The 16,511-nt window shown below is 68.6% G+C and carries 14 protein-coding genes; 3 read left to right on the plus strand and 11 right to left on the minus strand.

The window, feature by feature from the left end:
- Window positions 1-45: 45 nt before the first annotated feature.
- Both AC30PD_RS14540 and AC30PD_RS14545 read left to right on the plus strand, forming a co-directional pair.
- A complete protein-coding gene (locus AC30PD_RS14540) occupies window positions 46-1,158 on the plus strand; it encodes a carbonic anhydrase (RefSeq protein WP_489536368.1) in 1,113 nt (370 codons plus the stop codon).
- Window positions 1,159-1,220: 62 nt separating this feature from the next.
- The gene (locus AC30PD_RS14545; RefSeq protein WP_489536369.1) at window positions 1,221-1,793 is read left to right on the plus strand and encodes an NnrU family protein; all 573 of its coding nucleotides are present in this window, start codon (window positions 1,221-1,223) and stop codon (window positions 1,791-1,793) included.
- Between the two features lie 13 nt (window positions 1,794-1,806).
- Here AC30PD_RS14545 and AC30PD_RS14550 read toward each other — a convergent pair whose 3' ends face one another.
- The 11 genes from AC30PD_RS14550 to AC30PD_RS14600 form a co-directional block, all read right to left on the minus strand.
- Window positions 1,807-3,237 (minus strand): serine/threonine-protein kinase, encoded by a 1,431-nt coding sequence (locus AC30PD_RS14550; RefSeq protein ID WP_489536370.1) that lies wholly within the window; start codon window positions 3,235-3,237, stop codon window positions 1,807-1,809.
- 12 nt (window positions 3,238-3,249) lie between these two features.
- Complete coding sequence (locus tag AC30PD_RS14555) at window positions 3,250-4,122, minus strand: Tll0287-like domain-containing protein (protein WP_489536371.1); 873 nt, start codon at window positions 4,120-4,122, stop codon at window positions 3,250-3,252.
- A gap of 27 nt (window positions 4,123-4,149) precedes the next feature.
- Window positions 4,150-5,031 (minus strand): FecR family protein, encoded by an 882-nt coding sequence (locus AC30PD_RS14560; protein WP_489536372.1) that lies wholly within the window; start codon window positions 5,029-5,031, stop codon window positions 4,150-4,152.
- Between the two features lie 157 nt (window positions 5,032-5,188).
- Window positions 5,189-6,580 carry an FAD-containing oxidoreductase gene (locus AC30PD_RS14565; protein ID WP_489536373.1) on the minus strand — a complete coding sequence of 464 codons (1,392 nt, stop codon included), beginning with the start codon at window positions 6,578-6,580 and terminating at the stop codon, window positions 5,189-5,191.
- On the minus strand, window positions 6,577-7,773 hold the full coding sequence (locus AC30PD_RS14570; protein WP_489536374.1) for a CaiB/BaiF CoA transferase family protein: 1,197 nt from the start codon (window positions 7,771-7,773) through the stop codon (window positions 6,577-6,579). The genes AC30PD_RS14565 and AC30PD_RS14570 overlap by 4 nt, the downstream gene beginning before the upstream one ends.
- Entirely contained in the window at window positions 7,766-8,701 is a 936-nt protein-coding gene (locus tag AC30PD_RS14575; RefSeq protein WP_489536375.1) for a hydroxymethylglutaryl-CoA lyase, read from the minus strand. The genes AC30PD_RS14570 and AC30PD_RS14575 overlap by 8 nt, the downstream gene beginning before the upstream one ends.
- Window positions 8,702-8,745: 44 nt before the next feature.
- Complete coding sequence (locus AC30PD_RS14580; RefSeq protein ID WP_489536376.1) at window positions 8,746-10,029, minus strand: hydroxymethylglutaryl-CoA reductase, degradative; 1,284 nt, start codon at window positions 10,027-10,029, stop codon at window positions 8,746-8,748.
- A 21-nt stretch (window positions 10,030-10,050) separates the two neighbouring features.
- Window positions 10,051-10,761, minus strand: coding sequence for an ABC transporter ATP-binding protein (locus AC30PD_RS14585; protein WP_489536377.1), 711 nt, complete (start codon window positions 10,759-10,761; stop codon window positions 10,051-10,053).
- Window positions 10,755-12,581 (minus strand): branched-chain amino acid ABC transporter ATP-binding protein/permease, encoded by a 1,827-nt coding sequence (locus AC30PD_RS14590; protein ID WP_489536378.1) that lies wholly within the window; start codon window positions 12,579-12,581, stop codon window positions 10,755-10,757. The genes AC30PD_RS14585 and AC30PD_RS14590 overlap by 7 nt, the downstream gene beginning before the upstream one ends.
- Before the next feature lie 5 nt (window positions 12,582-12,586).
- A complete protein-coding gene (locus tag AC30PD_RS14595) occupies window positions 12,587-13,504 on the minus strand; it encodes a branched-chain amino acid ABC transporter permease (protein WP_489536379.1) in 918 nt (305 codons plus the stop codon).
- Between the two features lie 106 nt (window positions 13,505-13,610).
- Window positions 13,611-14,831, minus strand: a complete 1,221-nt coding sequence (locus AC30PD_RS14600) for an ABC transporter substrate-binding protein (protein ID WP_489536380.1) — start codon at window positions 14,829-14,831, stop codon at window positions 13,611-13,613.
- A gap of 163 nt (window positions 14,832-14,994) precedes the next feature.
- On the opposite strand from AC30PD_RS14600, the gene AC30PD_RS14605 reads away from it, so the two are divergent.
- Entirely contained in the window at window positions 14,995-16,425 is a 1,431-nt protein-coding gene (locus AC30PD_RS14605; protein ID WP_489536381.1) for an aminotransferase-like domain-containing protein, read from the plus strand.
- Window positions 16,426-16,511 lie beyond the last annotated feature (86 nt).

Here is a 16,511-nt window from a genome sequence, read left to right on the forward strand (position 1 = left end):
CCGATATGAAGGCGATGCGCGCGTCCCGCGTGCCGGAGCCCTGCCATGTCCGTCCCCAGAATTTCCATGCACCAGTTGCTGGCACGCGCCGTGGCCGGCTTGAGCGCTGCTGCCCTGTGCTCGAGCGCGCTCGCTGGCGAACACGCGGCGCCTCCCGTCGCGCCCAAAAGCGCGGCCACCGAGCCCAAGGCCGAAGCGGCAGACCCGAAGCCTGCCAAGGAAGAGGCCCGCAGCAGCACCAGGAAGCCCGGTCCGCAGGACCCGATGGACATGCTGCGCGAAAAACTCGCGGCCCGGCTGGGTGCCACCAAACCGCCGGAAGCCGCCAGCCCGAACGTGGTGCGTGTGGTCTCGAAGGCGAGCGTGGCGCAGGAGCCGGCAGCCCTTGCCGGCACGGTCCACCTCGGTGCTTCGTCCATGCCCCGGCGTGCTGCCGCCGAGCCGCGCAAACCGGCCCTTCACGCCAGCGCGGAAGCAGGCCACGCCGCGCACTGGAGCTACGAAGGCGCCGGCGGCCCCGAAGGCTGGGGCCGCATGAAGCCCGAATTCGCGAAATGCTCGACCGGCACGCGCCAAAGCCCGATCGACATCCGCGACGGCATCAAGGTCAGCCTCGATGCCGTGGCGTTCGACTACAAGCCGACCGCGTTCCGCGTGATCGACAACGGCCACACCGTGCAGGTCAACGTGGCCCCGGGCAACTCGATCGAAGTGATGGGGCGGCGCTACGACCTGCTGCAGTTCCACTTCCACCGCCCGTCGGAAGAGCGCATCGACGGCAAGCAGTTCGACATGGTCGCGCACCTCGTGCACAAGGACCTGGAAGGGCGGCTCGCGGTCGTTGCGGTGCTGCTCGAACGTGGCAGCGCACTGCCGATCGTGCAGAGCGTATGGAACAACCTGCCGCTCGAAAAGGGTGACGAGGTGTCCGCGAAGCTGCCGCTCGACCTGGGCGCCTTGCTGCCGGCCGAACGCAGCTACTTCACCTACATGGGTTCGCTCACCACCCCGCCCTGCAGCGAAGGTGTGCTGTGGATGGTGATGAAGAACCCGGTTCAGGTCTCGGCCGAACAGATCGGCATCTTCAGCCGTCTGTACCCGATGAACGCGCGGCCGGTGCAGTCGGCGAGCGGGCGCGTGATCAAGGAATCGAACTGAGCGCCATCGGGCCGGCCTGAGCCCGGCGATACACTGCGCTGCCTCAACGAGGGAGCGTGTGCATGAGTCTGTTGATCATCGGTCTGGTGCTGTTCCTCGGCATCCATTCGGTTTCGGTGTTCGCGCCGGCCTGGCGTGACCGGCAGGTCTCGCAGCGTGGCGAGGGCGCCTGGAAGGGCCTGTACACGGTCGTCTCGCTGATCGGTTTTGCGCTGCTGGTCTACGGCTACGGCCTGGCCCGGCAGGCGCCGGTCGTGCTCTACACGCCACCAACCGCGATGCGCCATGTGGCGCTGCTGTTGATGCTGCCGGTCTTCCCGCTGCTGTTCGCGGCCTACCTGCCGGGGCGCATCAAGACGGCTGCGAAACACCCGATGCTGGTGGCCACCAAGCTCTGGGCGCTGTCTCACCTGCTGGCCAACGGCAACCTGGCCGACGTGCTGTTGTTCGGCGGCTTTCTGGCCTGGGCCGTGGCCGACCGCATCTCGATGAAGCGCCGAGTGGCGCGCGCCGTGCCGGGCGCACCGGCCAGCGCAGCGAACGACCTGATCGTGGTGTTCGGCGGTCTGGCGCTCTACGCCGTGTTCCTGTTCTGGGGCCACCGCTGGCTGATCGGCGTGGCGCCGCTCGGCTGAGCGAACAAGGCCATCAGTGCCGCTGCTGCAGTTCCTGCAGCAGCTTGTTCCGGTCCACGCCTTCGGCCTGATCGGCCAGCAGCTGAAAGAACTTTTCAGGGCTGCCGGCGACGGCCGAGGCCTTCTTGACCACGATCTTGGCGATCGGCCCGATGTGCTTCGTCATCACCTTGACCGAGTGCTCGAGGGTCGCTTCCGAGATCGCCGTGGCCGTTGCCGTTCCGGGGCCGGTCGATTTCGGGGCGCTGGTGTGCGAGCGCGCCAGGCCGCCCAACGAAGAAGAGATCGTGGCCACCTTCTGCAGAAAGGCACTGCGGTCTGCCGGCTCGGCGATGTGCTCGGCCAGCGCGTTGCCGAGGCCGCGCATGTCGACCGACGCTTTCGCCGCGTTGCGCACCAGCACCCGCGCCATCGGCCCGAGAAACGCGGCGAGCGCACGCTCGACCTGCGACAGCGCGGCGCTGTCCCAGCCGGTGATGGGCGTCGTGATCGCGCCGCTCGGCGTGTTGGTGGCCTTGTCGTGAGAGCGTGCGCCCGGCGCGTCGCTCATGGCCGAGACCACCGCGGCGCTCGGTGCCGGGCGCATCACGACCGTGGTCTCGTTCAGGTTCACCGGCAGGCCGGCGGCCACGCGTGAGAGCACTTCACGGAATTCGGCCGCGCTCGTGAAGCGGTTCTGCGGATCCTTCGCGATCGCCTTGGCCACCACCCGATCGAAGCGTGCCGTGCGCCCGCTGCCTTCGACCTGGCTCGGCGGCGTGGGGTGCTCGTTCAATATCTTGTACATCACCGCCTCGTAGGTACCGGTGAAGGGCGCTTCGCCCGAGAGCAGCCGGTACAGCAACACGCCGGCCGCGAAGATGTCGACACGGTGGTCGATGCTGTCGCCCACGTACTGCTCGGGCGCCATGTAGCCCGGCGTGCCGATGATCGAGTCGACCTGCGTCAGGGCCCGGTTCTCGATGCGCGCGATGCCGAAGTCGGCCACCTTGAGCTGGCCGGTGGCGGTGATGATCAGGTTGGCGGGCTTGATGTCACGATGCCAAACCTGGTGCTGGTGCGCGCAGTCGAGCGCGTCGAGCAGCTGGTCCATGAGCCGCAGCAACTCGGGCTCGGGCAGCAGCCGCGTTTTCGTCAGCACCTGCGCGAGGTTGCGGCCTTCCACGTATTCCATCGCGATGAAGGCAGTGGTGTCGTCCTCGCCGTATTCGTAGATCGCCACGATGCCCGGGTGCAGCAGCCGGCCCACCGCCTGCGCCTCGTTGCGGAAGCGGGCGGCGATCGACGCGGCCTGCTGGTCGTCGTCGATCAGCTTCTTGTGGATCGTCTTGAGTGCCACGCGGCGCTGGATGCCGGCGTCGAAGCCGGTGTAGACGACGCCCATGGCGCCGTCGCCGATCACGCCGGTGATCGCGTACTTGCCAAGCTTCTCCGGGTGAGCCATCGCGAGACGATGTCAGCTGTCGAGCAGCTTCATCGCATGCACGAGGCTCTTGCGCATGCGGGCGAACGACTCGGCGAGCACGCCGATCTCGTCGCGCGACTTGGCCGCGAACTCGGGCGCTTCCATGTCGCCCATGCTGACGCGGTCAGAGAGCGCCGAGAGCCGGCTCACCGGCTGGATCACGAGCTTCCACAGCATCAGGTTGAGCGTGCCGCCGATCAGCACGAACACGGCCGCCAACAGGCCCAGCACGACCTTGAGGGCATGGTCGGCGCGTTCGAGCGGCACCGCGAGCGGCACCGAGACCACCTGCGCGCCGAGCGCTTCGTTCATGGTCCAGCCGAAGCCGTTGTTCGGGCCGTACTTCTCGACCAGCGTCTTCGGCGCGGCGTCGGGCGTGGTGTGGCAGCGCAGGCAGGCCGGGTTGACGATCTTGATCGGGCGGGCAATGAACAGCGAGCGGCCCGACGGCGTGTCGCGCTCGCCGATGAACTCGGTCCGGTCGGGCGAGTTGCGGAACTGCGTGATCACGTCGGCTTCCCATTCGACCGCGCGGTCACGCGGGTTGGTCGGGTTCAGCATCGCCGGCTTGTACGAATAATCGGGGTACTTGCCCTGCAGCTTCTTCAGGATCTCGGTCGAGACGAACGAGGGCACCGACTCGGGCAGGAAGCTGTACTTCATCTGCGTCTCGAGCAGCGGCGCGATGTGCTCGGCCGTGAACGAGCTGACCACGACCGCTTTTTCCATCAGCAGCCGGGCGCGGTCGAGCACGCCTTCGCGGGCGTCACGCTGCAGCAGGTCGCGCGCGATCGTCGCGGCCACGCCGAAACCGATCGCGAAGACGACCAGGAACACGAGGTTGAACTTGAGCAGCAGCTTCATGAGGCGTGTCCGGCAGTGGTGTTCGGTTCAGCGGTAGGCGGGCGAGCCGGCCGACGCGGCCGAGGCTGCCGGCTTCGGCAGGTACTTTTCTGGGAACAACGTGCGGTCCCACTCCGGGTGGTCGCGCAGCCCGGCGACCAGCCCCTTGCGGAATTCGGGCTCCGCCGCGAGCGCTTTCCAGCGCGCCACGAACAGCGGGCGCAGGTCGGGTTCGGCGTCGACCCAGGCTTGCACGTCGGCATAGGTGACCGGCGCCACACGTTTGGCCGGCACCTCGCGCGTGGCGAACAGCGCGGCGCGGGCCGGCAGCGTGTCGAGAAAGGCGCGCGGCACGCGCTGGATGAAGTCGGCACTGGGGCGTTGAGCGAGCACCGACTTGGCTTCGCCGGCGCGCTGGAGGAAGTCGCCCATTTTCAGTTTCACCGACGCGCCTGCCTTGCCTTTGCTGCGCTCGACCAGCGTGAGTTCGCCCGACTCGGCGAACACGGCCGACGCCGTGCCCTCGACGTTGAGCACCGCGTCGCGCGCAATGCCGGTCAGGTCGAAGGACTCGGTAGCGAAGCCCGCACCGGCCAGCGTCTTGGGCACGGTGATCTTGGCCCAGCCCCGCAGCACGTAGAGCTTCGCGGCCCGTTTGCCACCACGCTCGCCGGGGAACCGGGGCGTCAACAGCACACGGGTGTTCGGGCCGATGTCGAGGATCAGGCCATCGCTGAACTCGATTCGCGCCAGCTTGGCCTGCGGCGCCGTTTCGACGATGTCGTCGGCCGTGATGCGCACACCTTCGGCCAGCGCGAAGCGGGTGCTGTCGCGCGTGGCGAAGAGTTCGCCTTCGACGATGGTGACGACACCGATGACCGGCTCGGCCCGCGAGCCGAGCGGCAGGGCACACAAGAGCAACAAGAACACGCGGAGCCACATCTTGTTCAGGCCTTCAGCTCGTGCCTCAAACGTCGAGGCCGCGCGGATTATCGGGCATTGCCCCGACAAGCAGGCCGGCTGTGCGGTGTTTCGATGCCTCTGTTGTGACGTGCGGCACACGCCGCAAAGCCGTGCGCTGACCTGCTCAGCCCTTGCCGGCCAGCGGCTTCAGCGAACCCAGCAGCGTCGGGATCAGCTCGCTCACCGTCGGGTGGATGTGCATGGCACGCTGGAGCACCGTGTACGGCAGGTCGGCGGCCATCACGTCGAGCAGCAGGTGCACGACTTCGTCGCCCTCGATGCCGAGCAGCGCCGCGCCGAGAATGCGCTCGCTCTGCGCATCGACCAGCACCTTCATGAAGCCCTGCGTCTCGCCACGTTCGCGGGCGCGGCCGACGCGGCTCATCGGCATCACGCCGATCAGGGCCGGGCGGCCAGTGGCACGCACTTCGGTTTCGGTCAAACCCACCCGGCCGAGCGGTGGGTCGATGAACAGCGCGTAGGTCGGAATGCGGTCGCCGGTGCGGCGCGGATCGTTGTCGAACAGGTTGGCGGCGACGATCTCGTAGTCGTTGTACGAGGTGTGCGTGAACGCACCGCGGCCGTTCACGTCGCCGAGCGCCCACACACCTTCGACGCTTGTGCGAAGCTGTTCGTCGGTGATGATGAAACCGCGTTTGTCCACCGCGATGCCGGCGCTCTGAAGGCCCAGGGCTTCGGTGTTCGGCTTGCGGCCGACGGCGGCGAGCAGGTGGCTGCCTTGCAGCTCGCGCACGGAGCCGTTCGAAGTCAGCGCGACGCGAATCAAGCCGTCATCGGCCTGGTTCAATTTCGCGTCGCGCGCCGACAGCAGAAATTGCACCCCGTCGCGCTCAAGAATCGCCTGCACTTCCTTCGACACGTCCGCGTCTTCGCGCGCGATCAGGCGGTCGCCGTACTCGATCACCGTGACCTCCGAGCCGAAGCGGCGGTACATCTGCGCAAACTCGAGCCCGATGTAACTCCCGCCGACGATCAGCAGATGCTCGGGCAGCGTGTCGAGCTGCATCATCGTGGTGTTGTTCAGCACCAGCACATCGTGGATGCCGGGCCAGTCGGGCAGCGTCGCGCGGCCGCCGACGTTGATGAAGATCTTCGGCGCTTCGAGCACCTGGCCCGCCACTTCGAGGGTGTGCGGGCCGGTGAAGCGCGCCGCGCCCCACACGACACTCAGGTTCGGCGTGCCGCTCAACCAGCCGGTCAGCCCGTCGACCGACTGCGCGACCACCGCGTCCTTGCGCGCCTTCACCGCCTTCATGTCGACGCTGACCGGACCATTGATGCTCACGCCGAACTCTGCCGCACGCCGTGCCACGTGCGCGGCGCGGGCGCTCGCGACCAGCGTCTTGGTGGGGATGCAGCCATCGTTGACGCAGGTACCGCCCAGATGCTCGCGCTCGATCAGCGCGGTTTTCAAGCCCGACGCGGCGAGCCTCACCGCAAGCGAAGGGCCGGCCTGGCCGGCGCCGATGACGATGGCGTCGAACGCGGTGCTCATGTGGTTTGCGTTTCACCGATCACGCCGGCCTGGCGCAGAGCCGTGATCTCTGGTGACGAATAGCCCAGGCCGGCGAGCAATTCGTCGGTGTGTTCGCCCAGGCGCGGCGGGTCGGTGCGCACACCGAGGCGCTGGCCGTCGAGCGCGATCGGCAGCAGCGGCACCGTGGTGGCGCGGCCGTCGGGCAGCGTCAGGGGCGCGAGGCCGCCGGTCGCCAGCAGGTGCGGGTCGGCGACCAGTTCTTCGGGCCGCGTGATCGGTGCGAAGGGCAGGCCGTGGGACTCGAACACCGCGGCCAGTTCGCTCGCAGTGCGCAGCGCGAGACGCTCGCGCAGCAGCGGCATCAGCCAGTCGCGCGCCAGCACACGCTGGTTGTTCGAGCGCAGGCGCTCGTCGGCTTTCAGGTCGGCGAAGGCGAAGGCTTCGCAGAACACCGCCCACTGCGTGTCGGAGACGACGGCGAGAAAGATCTGCTCGCCGCCCGCGACCGTGAACACGTCGTAGATGCCCCAGGCCGAGATGCGGCTGGGCATCGGCGCGGCGGGCTGGCCTGTCACGGCGAACTGCATCATGTGCTGGGCGACGAGGAACACGTTGTTCTCGAACAGCGCCGATTGCACCTCTTGCCCACGCCCGGTGGTGGCCCGCTGCGCGAGCGCGGCCAGCACCGCGATGGCGCCGAACATGCCGCCCATGATGTCGTTCACGCTCGAGCCGGCGCGCAGCGGCCGGCCTTCCGGGCCGGTCATGTAGGCCAGGCCGCCCATCATCTGCACCACCTCGTCGAGGGCGGTGCGGTGGTCGTAGGGGCCGGGCAGAAAGCCCTTGTGCGACACGTAGACGAGCCTCGGGTTCAGCGCCGACAGATCGGGGTAGCCGAAGCCCAGCTTCGCCATCGTGCCGCCCTTGAAGTTCTCGCTGAACACGTCGGCCCCGGCGACGAGCTTCAGAACGATCTCTCGCCCACGCGGGTCTTTCACATCGACCGCGAGGCCCTTCTTGTTGCGGTTGAACATCGGGAAGAAGCCGGCGCCCGAGCCGAGCAGCTTGCGCGTGTTGTCGCCGGCGATCGGCTCGACCTTGATGACCTCGGCGCCCAGGTCGCCAAGGATCATGCCGCAGGTCGGGCCCATCACCATGTGGGTGAACTCGACGACGCGCACGCCAGCGAGTGGCAACGCTTGCTCAGACATCGGCAGCTCCCTGCACGAAGCCCTTGGGCAGGCCGGCTTCGGGCGTCATGCCGTAGATCGGCTCGCCTGGCAGCCCGGCCCTGAGGGGTTCGCGTGCAGCGAGCAGCAACTCGATGTTCACGCCGGTCGCGACACCCATCGCCTCGAACATGAAGACCAGGTCTTCGGTGACCACGTTGCCCGAAGCGCCCGGCGCGTAAGGGCAACCGCCCAGACCGCCCAGCGATGAGTCGAAGCTGCGCACGCCGACCTCGAACGCCGCCAGGCAGTTGGCCAGGCCCAGGCCGCGGGTGTTGTGCATGTGGGCGGCGCCGGCGCGATCGCCGATCTCGGCGCGAAGGCGACGGAACAAGCGCTGCACCTGCGCCGGGTTGGCGTGGCCGGTCGTGTCGGACAAACCGCATTCGTCGACACCGGCGGCGACGAGTTCGCCCGCGATGCGGATCACGTCGTCTTCGGGCACGGGGCCTTGCAAGGTGCAGCCGAACGCCGTCGACATGCCGACTTCGAGCTGCACCTGCGGCGCGCGCTCGCGGCGCAGCGCGTCGATGCTGCGCACTTCGTCGATCATCTGCTCGCGCGTCTTGCGCACGTTGGCCAGCGAGTGCGCGGCGCTGGCCGAGACCGGCACCGTCAGCTTGTGCACGCCGGCGGCGAGTGCTGCTTCGGCGCCGCGCAGGTTGGGCACCAGCGCCATCACGGTCAGCCCCGGCAGGGTGAGCGCGTGGGCCACCACTTCGGCCGCGTCGGCCATCTGCGGCAGGTGCCTGGCCGGCACGAAGGAGCAGACCTCGATCTCGCGCAGGCCGCTCGCGTACAGCGCGTCGATCCAGCGCCGCTTGGCGGCGGTGGGCATCGTCGCCTTCACGCTCTGCAGCCCGTCGCGCGGGCCGACTTCGCTGATGGAGACGCGGGTAGTGGAGTTCATCGGCGGGAGCTTAACCCCGCAGCCACGCAGCGCTCCGACGTGGATCAGCCCTTGCGCTCGCCCCGCAGCTTCTGCAACTCGGCCTCGGCCAGGTCGATGCGCACCTTGCCACCGGCCACCAGCCGCTTGGCGACCTCGTCGACTTCGGGCCCGAGCGCGCCCGCCATCATCGCGATGTTGTGGGCGTGCAAGGCCATGTGGCCTTTCTGGATGCCGGTGGTGGCGAGCGCGCGCAAGGCCGAAAAATTCTGCGCCAGCCCCACCGCCGTGATCGTGCGCGCCAGCCGCTCGGCCGAGTCGGCGCCGAGCATCTTCAGCGAGAGCCGCGCCATCGGGTGCGCCTTGGTCGCGCCGCCGACGAGGCCGACCGCCATCGGCAGCTCGAGCGAGCCGGCCAGGTCGCCGGCAGCGGTGACTTCCCAGCGCGTGAGGCTGGCGTAGCGGCCGTCGCGCGCCGCATACGCGTGCGCGCCGGCTTCGACCGCGCGGGTGTCGTTGCCGGTGGCCAGCACCACGGCGCTGATGCCGTTCATGATGCCCTTGTTGTGGGTGGCGGCACGGTAGGGGTCGGCCTCGGCGAAGTGGCCAGCGAGCACGATGCCGTCGCGCACCGCCTCGCCACCGATGTCGGCCGTGCGCCAGACGCAGCGCGCACGTGCCACGCGGCGGTCGGCCAGGTTCGAGAGGATGCGCAGGTAGGTGCGCCCGCCGGTCCACGCGGCGATCGACGGCGCGAGCTTTTCGGCCATCGTGTTGACCGCGTTCGCGCCCATCGCGTCGCGCGTGTCGACGATGATGTGGGTGATGACCATCGGGCCCGAACGGGTGTCGAGCACACGGATCTCGAGCTCGCGAAAACCGCCGCCGAGCTTCACGAGCACCGGGTCGCACTCGTTGCAGAGGGCACGGATCTCTTCCAGGTGTTCGAGGATGCTCAGCCGCGCGTTGGCCGGGTCGCTCACGCCCACCAGTTGCACCTGCGCGATCATCAGCGTGCCCGACATCGAGGTCACGAAACCGCCGTTGTCGTAGCACTGGCGCGCGGCGTTGCACACGGCCGCCACGACCGACGATTCTTCGGTGGCCATGGGCACGAGCACGTCGCGCCCGTCGACCTTCATGTTGGTGGCCACGCCGACCGGAATGGCCATGGTGCCGACCATGTTCTCGATCAGGTGGTCGGCGACGTCGGGCGTCAGGCTGCCGGTGTTCGCCAGCAGCGCGCGGTCGGCGGCGTCGAGGCCGACGATGCCGGCGACTTGTGCGATGCGCTCGGCGACGCTCTGTTTGTGAAAGCCGGCGATGCGGCTCGAGTACGGGGTGGTCATGATGGTTCGGTGGATGGGTTGTCAGTGCTTGCCGAGGTAGGCCTCGCGCACCGCGGGGTCGTTGAGCATTTCGCGGGCCGAGCCGCTCGAAGTGATCTGGCCGGTCTTCAGCACGTAGGCACGGTCGGCCACCTTGAGCGCCTGGTTCGCCATCTGCTCGACCAGCAGGATCGTCACGCCGCGGGCCTTGAGCGCGCGGATCACGCCGAAGATCTCTTTCACGATCAGCGGCGCCAGGCCGAGCGAGGGTTCGTCGAGCAGCAGCAGCTTCGGCCGGGCCATCAGCGCGCGGCTGATCGCGAGCATCTGCTGCTCGCCGCCGCTCAGCGTGCCGGCGAGCTGGTGCTGGCGCTCCTTCAGGCGCGGGAAGGTGGCGAACTGCGCGTCGATGTCGGCGCCGATCGCGGCGTCGCCATCGGTTCGCAGGTAGGCGCCGAGCACCAGGTTGTCGCGCACGCTCTGGTCGGCGAAGACCTGCCGGCCCTCGGGCGACTGCGCGATGCCGAGGCCGACACGGCGATGTGCAGGCACCGCGGCAAGGCTCGCACCTTCGAAGCTGATCGACCCGGCCGCCGCCGGCTCCAGGCCCGAGATCGCGCGCATCAGCGTGCTCTTGCCAGCGCCGTTGCCGCCGATCAGCGTGACCACTTCGCCGGCCTGCACTTCCAGGCTCACGCCTTTCAGTGCTTCGATGGCGCCGTAGTTCACGCGCAGGTCGGTGATCTTCAGCATGCTGGTGCTCCGGCGAGCGCGGGCATCGACGTACCTTCGTCTTCGTCGTGGTCGACACCGAGGTAGGCCTTGATCACGAGCGGGTTGCGCTGCACGTCGGCGGGTGAACCCTCGGCGATCTTCACGCCGTGGTCGAGCACGACGACGTGGTCGGACACGGCCATCACCAGGTCCATGTGGTGTTCGATCAGCAGCACGGTGATGCCGCTGGTGGCGATGCGCCGGATCAGGGCCGTCAGCGCTTCGGTTTCCTGCGGGTTCAGGCCGGCGGCGGGTTCGTCGAGCAGCAACAGGCGCGGCTGGGTGGCGAGTGCCCGGGTCAGTTCCAGCCGCCGTTGCAGGCCGTAGGGCAGGCTGCCGGCCAGGTCGTGGGCACGCTCGGTGAGGCCCACGAAACGGAGCAGGCGCACCGCCTGTTCACGCGCCTCGCGCTCTTCGGCGCGCGCGCTGCGCCAGCCGGCCAGGCTGGCCCAGAAACCCACCGCCAGGTGCGGGTGCAGGCCCACGAGCACGTTGTCGAGCACGCTCATGTGCGGGAACAGCTTCAGGTTCTGGAAGGTGCGGCCCATGCCCCGCTGGCACACCTCGCTGGCGCCGCAGCGGGTGATGTCGGCGCCGGCGAACTCGATGCGTCCGCGGTCGGGCGCGACGATGCCCGAAAGGATGTTGAGCAGCGTCGTCTTGCCCGCACCGTTCGGGCCGATCAGCGCGTGCACGTGGCCGGCACGCAGCTCCAGGTTCACGTCGTTGGTGGGCACCACGCCGCCATAGGCCTTGTGCACGCCGGTCGCGCGCAGCATCACGTCGTTGACGTCGCGCGCGGCGGGGTAACGCGGTTGCCAATCGCCCTCGGCCGCGGGCAGGGCTTCAGGCCGATGCAGGCCGGGCCACAAGCGCGTGCCGAGGGCTCGCAAGGCACCGGCCAGGCCTTGCGGCATCGCGTACAGCGCGAACAGCAGCAGCGCGCCGTAGCTGAAGTGCTGCAGGCCGGGCCAGCGCGCGAGGAAGGCGTCCATCAGCGTCAGCACCACCGCGCCGACGGCCGGCCCCATCACCGAAGGCCCGCCGAACAGCACGATCAGCAGCAGGAAGATCGACAGGTTGAAGCTGATGAAGTCGGAGTTGATGTACTGGTTCTGCTGTGCCACCAGCGCGCCGGCCACGCCGCAGGTGACGGCGCTGATCACGAAGGCCAGCACCTTCATGCGGTAGACGTTCACGCCCACGCTTTCGGCCGCCACCTCGGCAGCCTGCACAGCCTGCAAGGCGCGGCCGAACTTGCCACGCAGCAAGGTGCGCAGCAGCAGGTGCGTGACCAGCCCGATCGCCAGCACCAGCCAGGCCCATTCGCGGATACCGAGCATCTTGCCGCCCACCGTGGGCGGCAGCACGCCGTAGATGCCGGCCTGCCCGCCGAAGACCTGCCACTCGGTGACGACCTTCTCGACCACAATGCCGAAGCCGATCGTCACCATCGCGAGCGACGGGCCTTTCACGCGCAGCGAGGGCAGGGCGATCACCACGCCGAACACCGCCGACACCACGGCCGCGGCGATCAACGCCAGCCACGGGTTCCAGCCCGCCTGTGCGGTGAGCAGCGCGGCGGTGTACGCACCCACGGCGAACAGGCCGGCGTGGCCGAGCGACTTCTGGCCGCTCCAGCCGACCAGCACGTTCAGCCCGGCGGCGGCGAGGTAGTACACACCGGCGCTGAAGATGATCTTCAGATAGAACTCGTTCGAGAGCAGCCACGGCCCGGCCGCGGCCGCGAGCAGGGCCAGCGCGAACCAGAAGCGGTGTTGGCGCAAGAGCGTGCCCATGCCGCTCACACTTTCTCGAACGGCTTCTGGCCGAACAGGCCTTCGGGCTTGACCACCAGCACCGCGATGATCAGCACGAAGATCGTGATCTCGCGCAGCTCGGCGCGCCACAGGCCCACCAGCGCTTCGATCACCCCGAGCAAGAAGCCGCCGGCGATGCAGCCGCGCGGGTTGGTGAGCCCGCCGACGATGGCGGACGAAAACGCCTTCAGCGCGATCGTCAGCCCCATGAAGACCGAGGCCGTGGTGATCGGCGCGATCAGCAGCCCGGCCATGCCCGCCAGGCCCGACGACGTGACGAAGGCCAGAACCACGATCGCCCCCACGTTGATGCCCATCAGCGCCGCGGCCTGCGGGTTGGCGGCGACCGCGCGCACGGCCTTGCCGATGCGCGTGCGGCGCAACACGTGGTCGAGCGCCAGCATCACGACGGCGGTGGTCGCGAGCACCAGGATTTCCTGGGGCCGGATGCCGGCGCCGAAGACGCGCAGCACGCCTTCACCGAGCGGCGATGGCATGGCGACCGAACCCGCCCCCCAGATGGCCAGCGCCGTGTTCTGCAGGATGATGCCGAAGCCGATCGTGCTCATCACCCAGGCCATGCCGCTCATGCCGAAGAACGGCCTCACCGCGATGAAGTACATCAGCGCGCCCAGCACGCCGAGCACTGCCACCGACACGACGAGCGCACCCGAATACCGCCACAGCGACACGTCGGCCGCCGAGAGCACGCCGACCGGGCCCTTGCCTGCGAGCAGCAGCAACGTGGCCACGCCGACGAACGCGCCCCCGACGAGGAACTCGCCCTGGCCGAAGTTCAGCGTGCGCGTGGTGGTGTGCGTGATGCTGAAGCCGAGCGCCACGAGGGCGTAGATGCCCCCGAGCGCCAGGCCGCTCATCAGCGCTTGCAGCAGGTTTGTCATATGTCGGCGTGCATTCCCAAGCGAACACCGCGGAGCCGGCTTTGCCGGGCCGCCGGTGTTGCCCCCTTGAGGGGGAGCGGCGTCAGCCGCTCCGGGGGTGGGCCCATCAGCGTTTGAAGTCGGCGGCAGTGAAGCTCTTGGTCACCGCATCGCTGAACGCCGTCACCTTGCCGTCTCTCCACTTGCCGAGCTGAAAGTCGTCGACGCCCAGCGCTTCGTGCTTGGCCTTGTTGAACGGCTTGTTGTAGAGCTTCACGATGCCTTGTGTGTCGGGCAGGTTACCGTCGAGCGCGGCAGCCACTTTCTCGCCGTCGACTGATCCGGCCAGCTTGATGGCCGAGGCCAGCAGCATCACCGAGTCGTAGGCCTGCGCCGCGCTCACGAAGGTCACCATCTGCGGGTAACGGGCGCGCACGCGTGCGGCCAGTGCGCTGGCGCGGGTGTTGGCGTCTTCGGCGGTGGAGGTGGCGAACACCAGGTGCTCGGCCAGCTTGGGGCCGGCGGTGTTCAGCAACACCGAACTCATGTTGCCCCAAGTGCCGATGGCGGTCGGCATGTAGGCGATCTTCTCCATGCTGCGCAGCGTGTGCGCGTTGCCGTCGGCCAGGCCGTAGATCAGGACCGTGTCGGCGCCGGCGTCGCGGATCTTCGCGAGCTGTGCGGTCATGTCGGTGTCTTTCGGGCCGAACTTCTCGACCGCCACCGGCGCCAGGCCGTGCAGCGCCAGCACCTCGGTCGCGTCTTTCACGCCCTGGGTGCCGAAGCCGGTCGAGTCGGCGATGAACGCGATCTTCTTGCCTTTGCTCGACTTCACCGCATAGGCCAGCAGCAGCGCCACCTGCTCGCGGTCGACCATCGAGACACGGAAGATGTAGTTCTGTGATTCGTTCGCGTAGCGCCGCGTGATGTCGGTGGCGGTGGCGACCGGCACGATCACCGGGATCTTCTTCTGCTGCGGAATGTGCAGCCAGGCGAGTGCATTGCCCGAGTTGGTGGGCCCGATCACGGCCACGACCTTCTCGTTGTCGATCAGCTCGGTCATGTTCTGGATCGACTTGGGCGGCGCGCCGGTGTCGTCGCGCACCACGGCCACGAGCTTCTTGCCGAGCACGCCGCCGGCCTTGTTGATGTCTTCGATCGCCAGCTCGAAGCCGTGGCGTGCCGCCAGGCCGAGCTCGGCCGCGGCAGTGCCCGACTGGTCGGCGTTGAAGCCGACCTTGATGTCCTGCGCCTGCGCGGCGGCAGGGCCGAACACGCCGGCCGAGGCCAGGGCGATGGCGAGCGCGCGGCGGCGCAGCGAAAGTGGAACGGCCGGGGTGTCGAACATGAATGTCTCCTGTGGGGTGGCGGTGTTCTTGTGGCCGGAACTCTAAGCGCCGCTGTACCAGTTGATAAAGGTACGGTTTCGAGGGACAGTGATCCACATGGCGCCGGCGGCAGAGAAAGCTGTCATATTCAGTTCACCCCCCGCCCGACTTCCTCACCGACCCATGGCCAAGCCCGCGCCGATCGCGTCTTCCCTTGCCGATTCGATGGCGCGCCAGATCGCCGAAGGTGCTTTCAAGCCCGGCGACAAGCTGCCCTCGCTGCGGGCGCTGGCCACGCTGCACGGCTACGCGAAGAACACCGTGGTGGCCGCATTCGAGCTGCTCGTGGCGCGGGGCCTGGTCGAGCCGCGGCGTGGCTCGGGTTACTTCGTCGTGGCCACGGGCCAGGGCGCGCCGGGCGGGGCACAACGCGCCGCCACCGACGACACCGCCGGCTCGCTGGGCCGGGCAATGGACATCGTCTGGATGATCCGCGAGCAGTTCAAGCCCGCGCCCGATGCGCTGCCTGTGGGCGACGGGTTTCCGCCGGTCGAATGGCTGGCCGACGTGCGGCTCGACAAGTACCACCACAAGGTCGTGCGCACCGGCCTGGGTTCGAGCTTTCGCTACGGCACCCGCTTCGGCTACGCGCCGCTGCGTGAGCACCTGGTGGGCAAGCTGGCCGACTTCGGCATCGCCGCCGAGTCGCGCCAGATATTGCTGACGCACGGCGCCAACGACGCGCTCGATCTGGTGGTGCGCTACTTCGTGCCGCCCGGCGGCGTGGTGCTCGTCGACGACCCCGGCTACTACATGCTGTACGCCAAGCTCAAGCTCGCCGGCGCCACGATTCTCGGTGTGCCGCGCGAGCCCGACGGCCCCGACCTCGCCGCGCTCGAACAACTGCTGGTCACGCACAAGCCGCGCCTGTTCTTCACGCAGTCGGTGGCGCAGAACCCGACGGGATCAGACATCTCGCCGGCCAAGGCCTTTCGCATCCTGCAGCTCGCGCAGGCGCACAACCTGCTGATCGTCGAGAACGATTCGCTCGCCGACTTCAAGCCGACCGCGGCGGCACGGCTCTCGTCGCTCGACCAGCTCGAACGCACCATCTACATCGGCAGCTTTTCCAAGTCTTTCTCGGCCGGCCTGCGCGTCGGCTTCGTCGCCTGCAACGCCGACTTGGCGAGCGACCTGGCCGACCTGAAGGCGCTGGTGCACGTGAACAGCTCGGAATACTGCGAACGCATGCTCGACGTGATGCTCGGCGAAGGCCGCTACCAGCGCCACCTGGCGCGGCTGCGTTCGCGCATCGGCGCGGCCACGCTGCGCGCGCAGGCGCTGCTCGACGAGCTCGGCGCCACGGTGTTCGTGCGCACGCCGCACTCGCTGTACCTGTGGGCCGCCTTGCCGGGCGTGCCCGACTCGCTGGTGCTGGCGCGCGAGCTGCTGCCGCGCGGCGTGGTGCTGGCGCCGGGGCGCATCTTCTGCGTCGACTCGGCCAGCGCGTCGCCCTGGTCGCGGTTCAACGTGGGGGCGCTGGCCGATCCGAAGGTGCAGTCGGTGTTGTTGAAGAACCTGCGCGGCGGTTCGCGGAGCTTGGCGGCACGTTGACCGGTGCCGGCGCCTGTGGACCACGGTGCGCAGGTCGGGCGTTTGGCGCGCCCCGCGTGACTTTTTCGAGCTTCCCGCTCACGCTG

It is taken from the genome of Rhizobacter sp. (genome assembly GCF_032229685.1).
In the GTDB taxonomy this organism is placed as follows: Bacteria; Pseudomonadota; Gammaproteobacteria; order Burkholderiales; family Burkholderiaceae_C; genus LMDS01.

Bases quoted from the DNA above. Each gene is read 5' to 3' on its own strand.
- AC30PD_RS14540 (WP_489536368.1), top strand. From the start codon at position 46: ATGTCCGTCCCCAGAATTTCCATGCACCAGTTGCTGGCACGCGCCGTG.
- AC30PD_RS14545 (WP_489536369.1), top strand. From the start codon at position 1,221: ATGAGTCTGTTGATCATCGGTCTGGTGCTGTTCCTCGGCATCCATTCG.
- AC30PD_RS14550 (WP_489536370.1), bottom strand. From the start codon at position 3,237: ATGGCTCACCCGGAGAAGCTTGGCAAGTACGCGATCACCGGCGTGATC.
- AC30PD_RS14555 (WP_489536371.1), bottom strand. From the start codon at position 4,122: ATGAAGCTGCTGCTCAAGTTCAACCTCGTGTTCCTGGTCGTCTTCGCG.
- AC30PD_RS14565 (WP_489536373.1), bottom strand. From the start codon at position 6,580: ATGAGCACCGCGTTCGACGCCATCGTCATCGGCGCCGGCCAGGCCGGC.
- AC30PD_RS14570 (WP_489536374.1), bottom strand. From the start codon at position 7,773: ATGTCTGAGCAAGCGTTGCCACTCGCTGGCGTGCGCGTCGTCGAGTTC.
- AC30PD_RS14575 (WP_489536375.1), bottom strand. From the start codon at position 8,701: ATGAACTCCACTACCCGCGTCTCCATCAGCGAAGTCGGCCCGCGCGAC.
- AC30PD_RS14580 (WP_489536376.1), bottom strand. From the start codon at position 10,029: ATGACCACCCCGTACTCGAGCCGCATCGCCGGCTTTCACAAACAGAGC.
- AC30PD_RS14585 (WP_489536377.1), bottom strand. From the start codon at position 10,761: ATGCTGAAGATCACCGACCTGCGCGTGAACTACGGCGCCATCGAAGCA.
- AC30PD_RS14590 (WP_489536378.1), bottom strand. From the start codon at position 12,581: ATGGGCACGCTCTTGCGCCAACACCGCTTCTGGTTCGCGCTGGCCCTG.
- AC30PD_RS14595 (WP_489536379.1), bottom strand. From the start codon at position 13,504: ATGACAAACCTGCTGCAAGCGCTGATGAGCGGCCTGGCGCTCGGGGGC.
- AC30PD_RS14600 (WP_489536380.1), bottom strand. From the start codon at position 14,831: ATGTTCGACACCCCGGCCGTTCCACTTTCGCTGCGCCGCCGCGCGCTC.
- AC30PD_RS14605 (WP_489536381.1), top strand. From the start codon at position 14,995: ATGGCCAAGCCCGCGCCGATCGCGTCTTCCCTTGCCGATTCGATGGCG.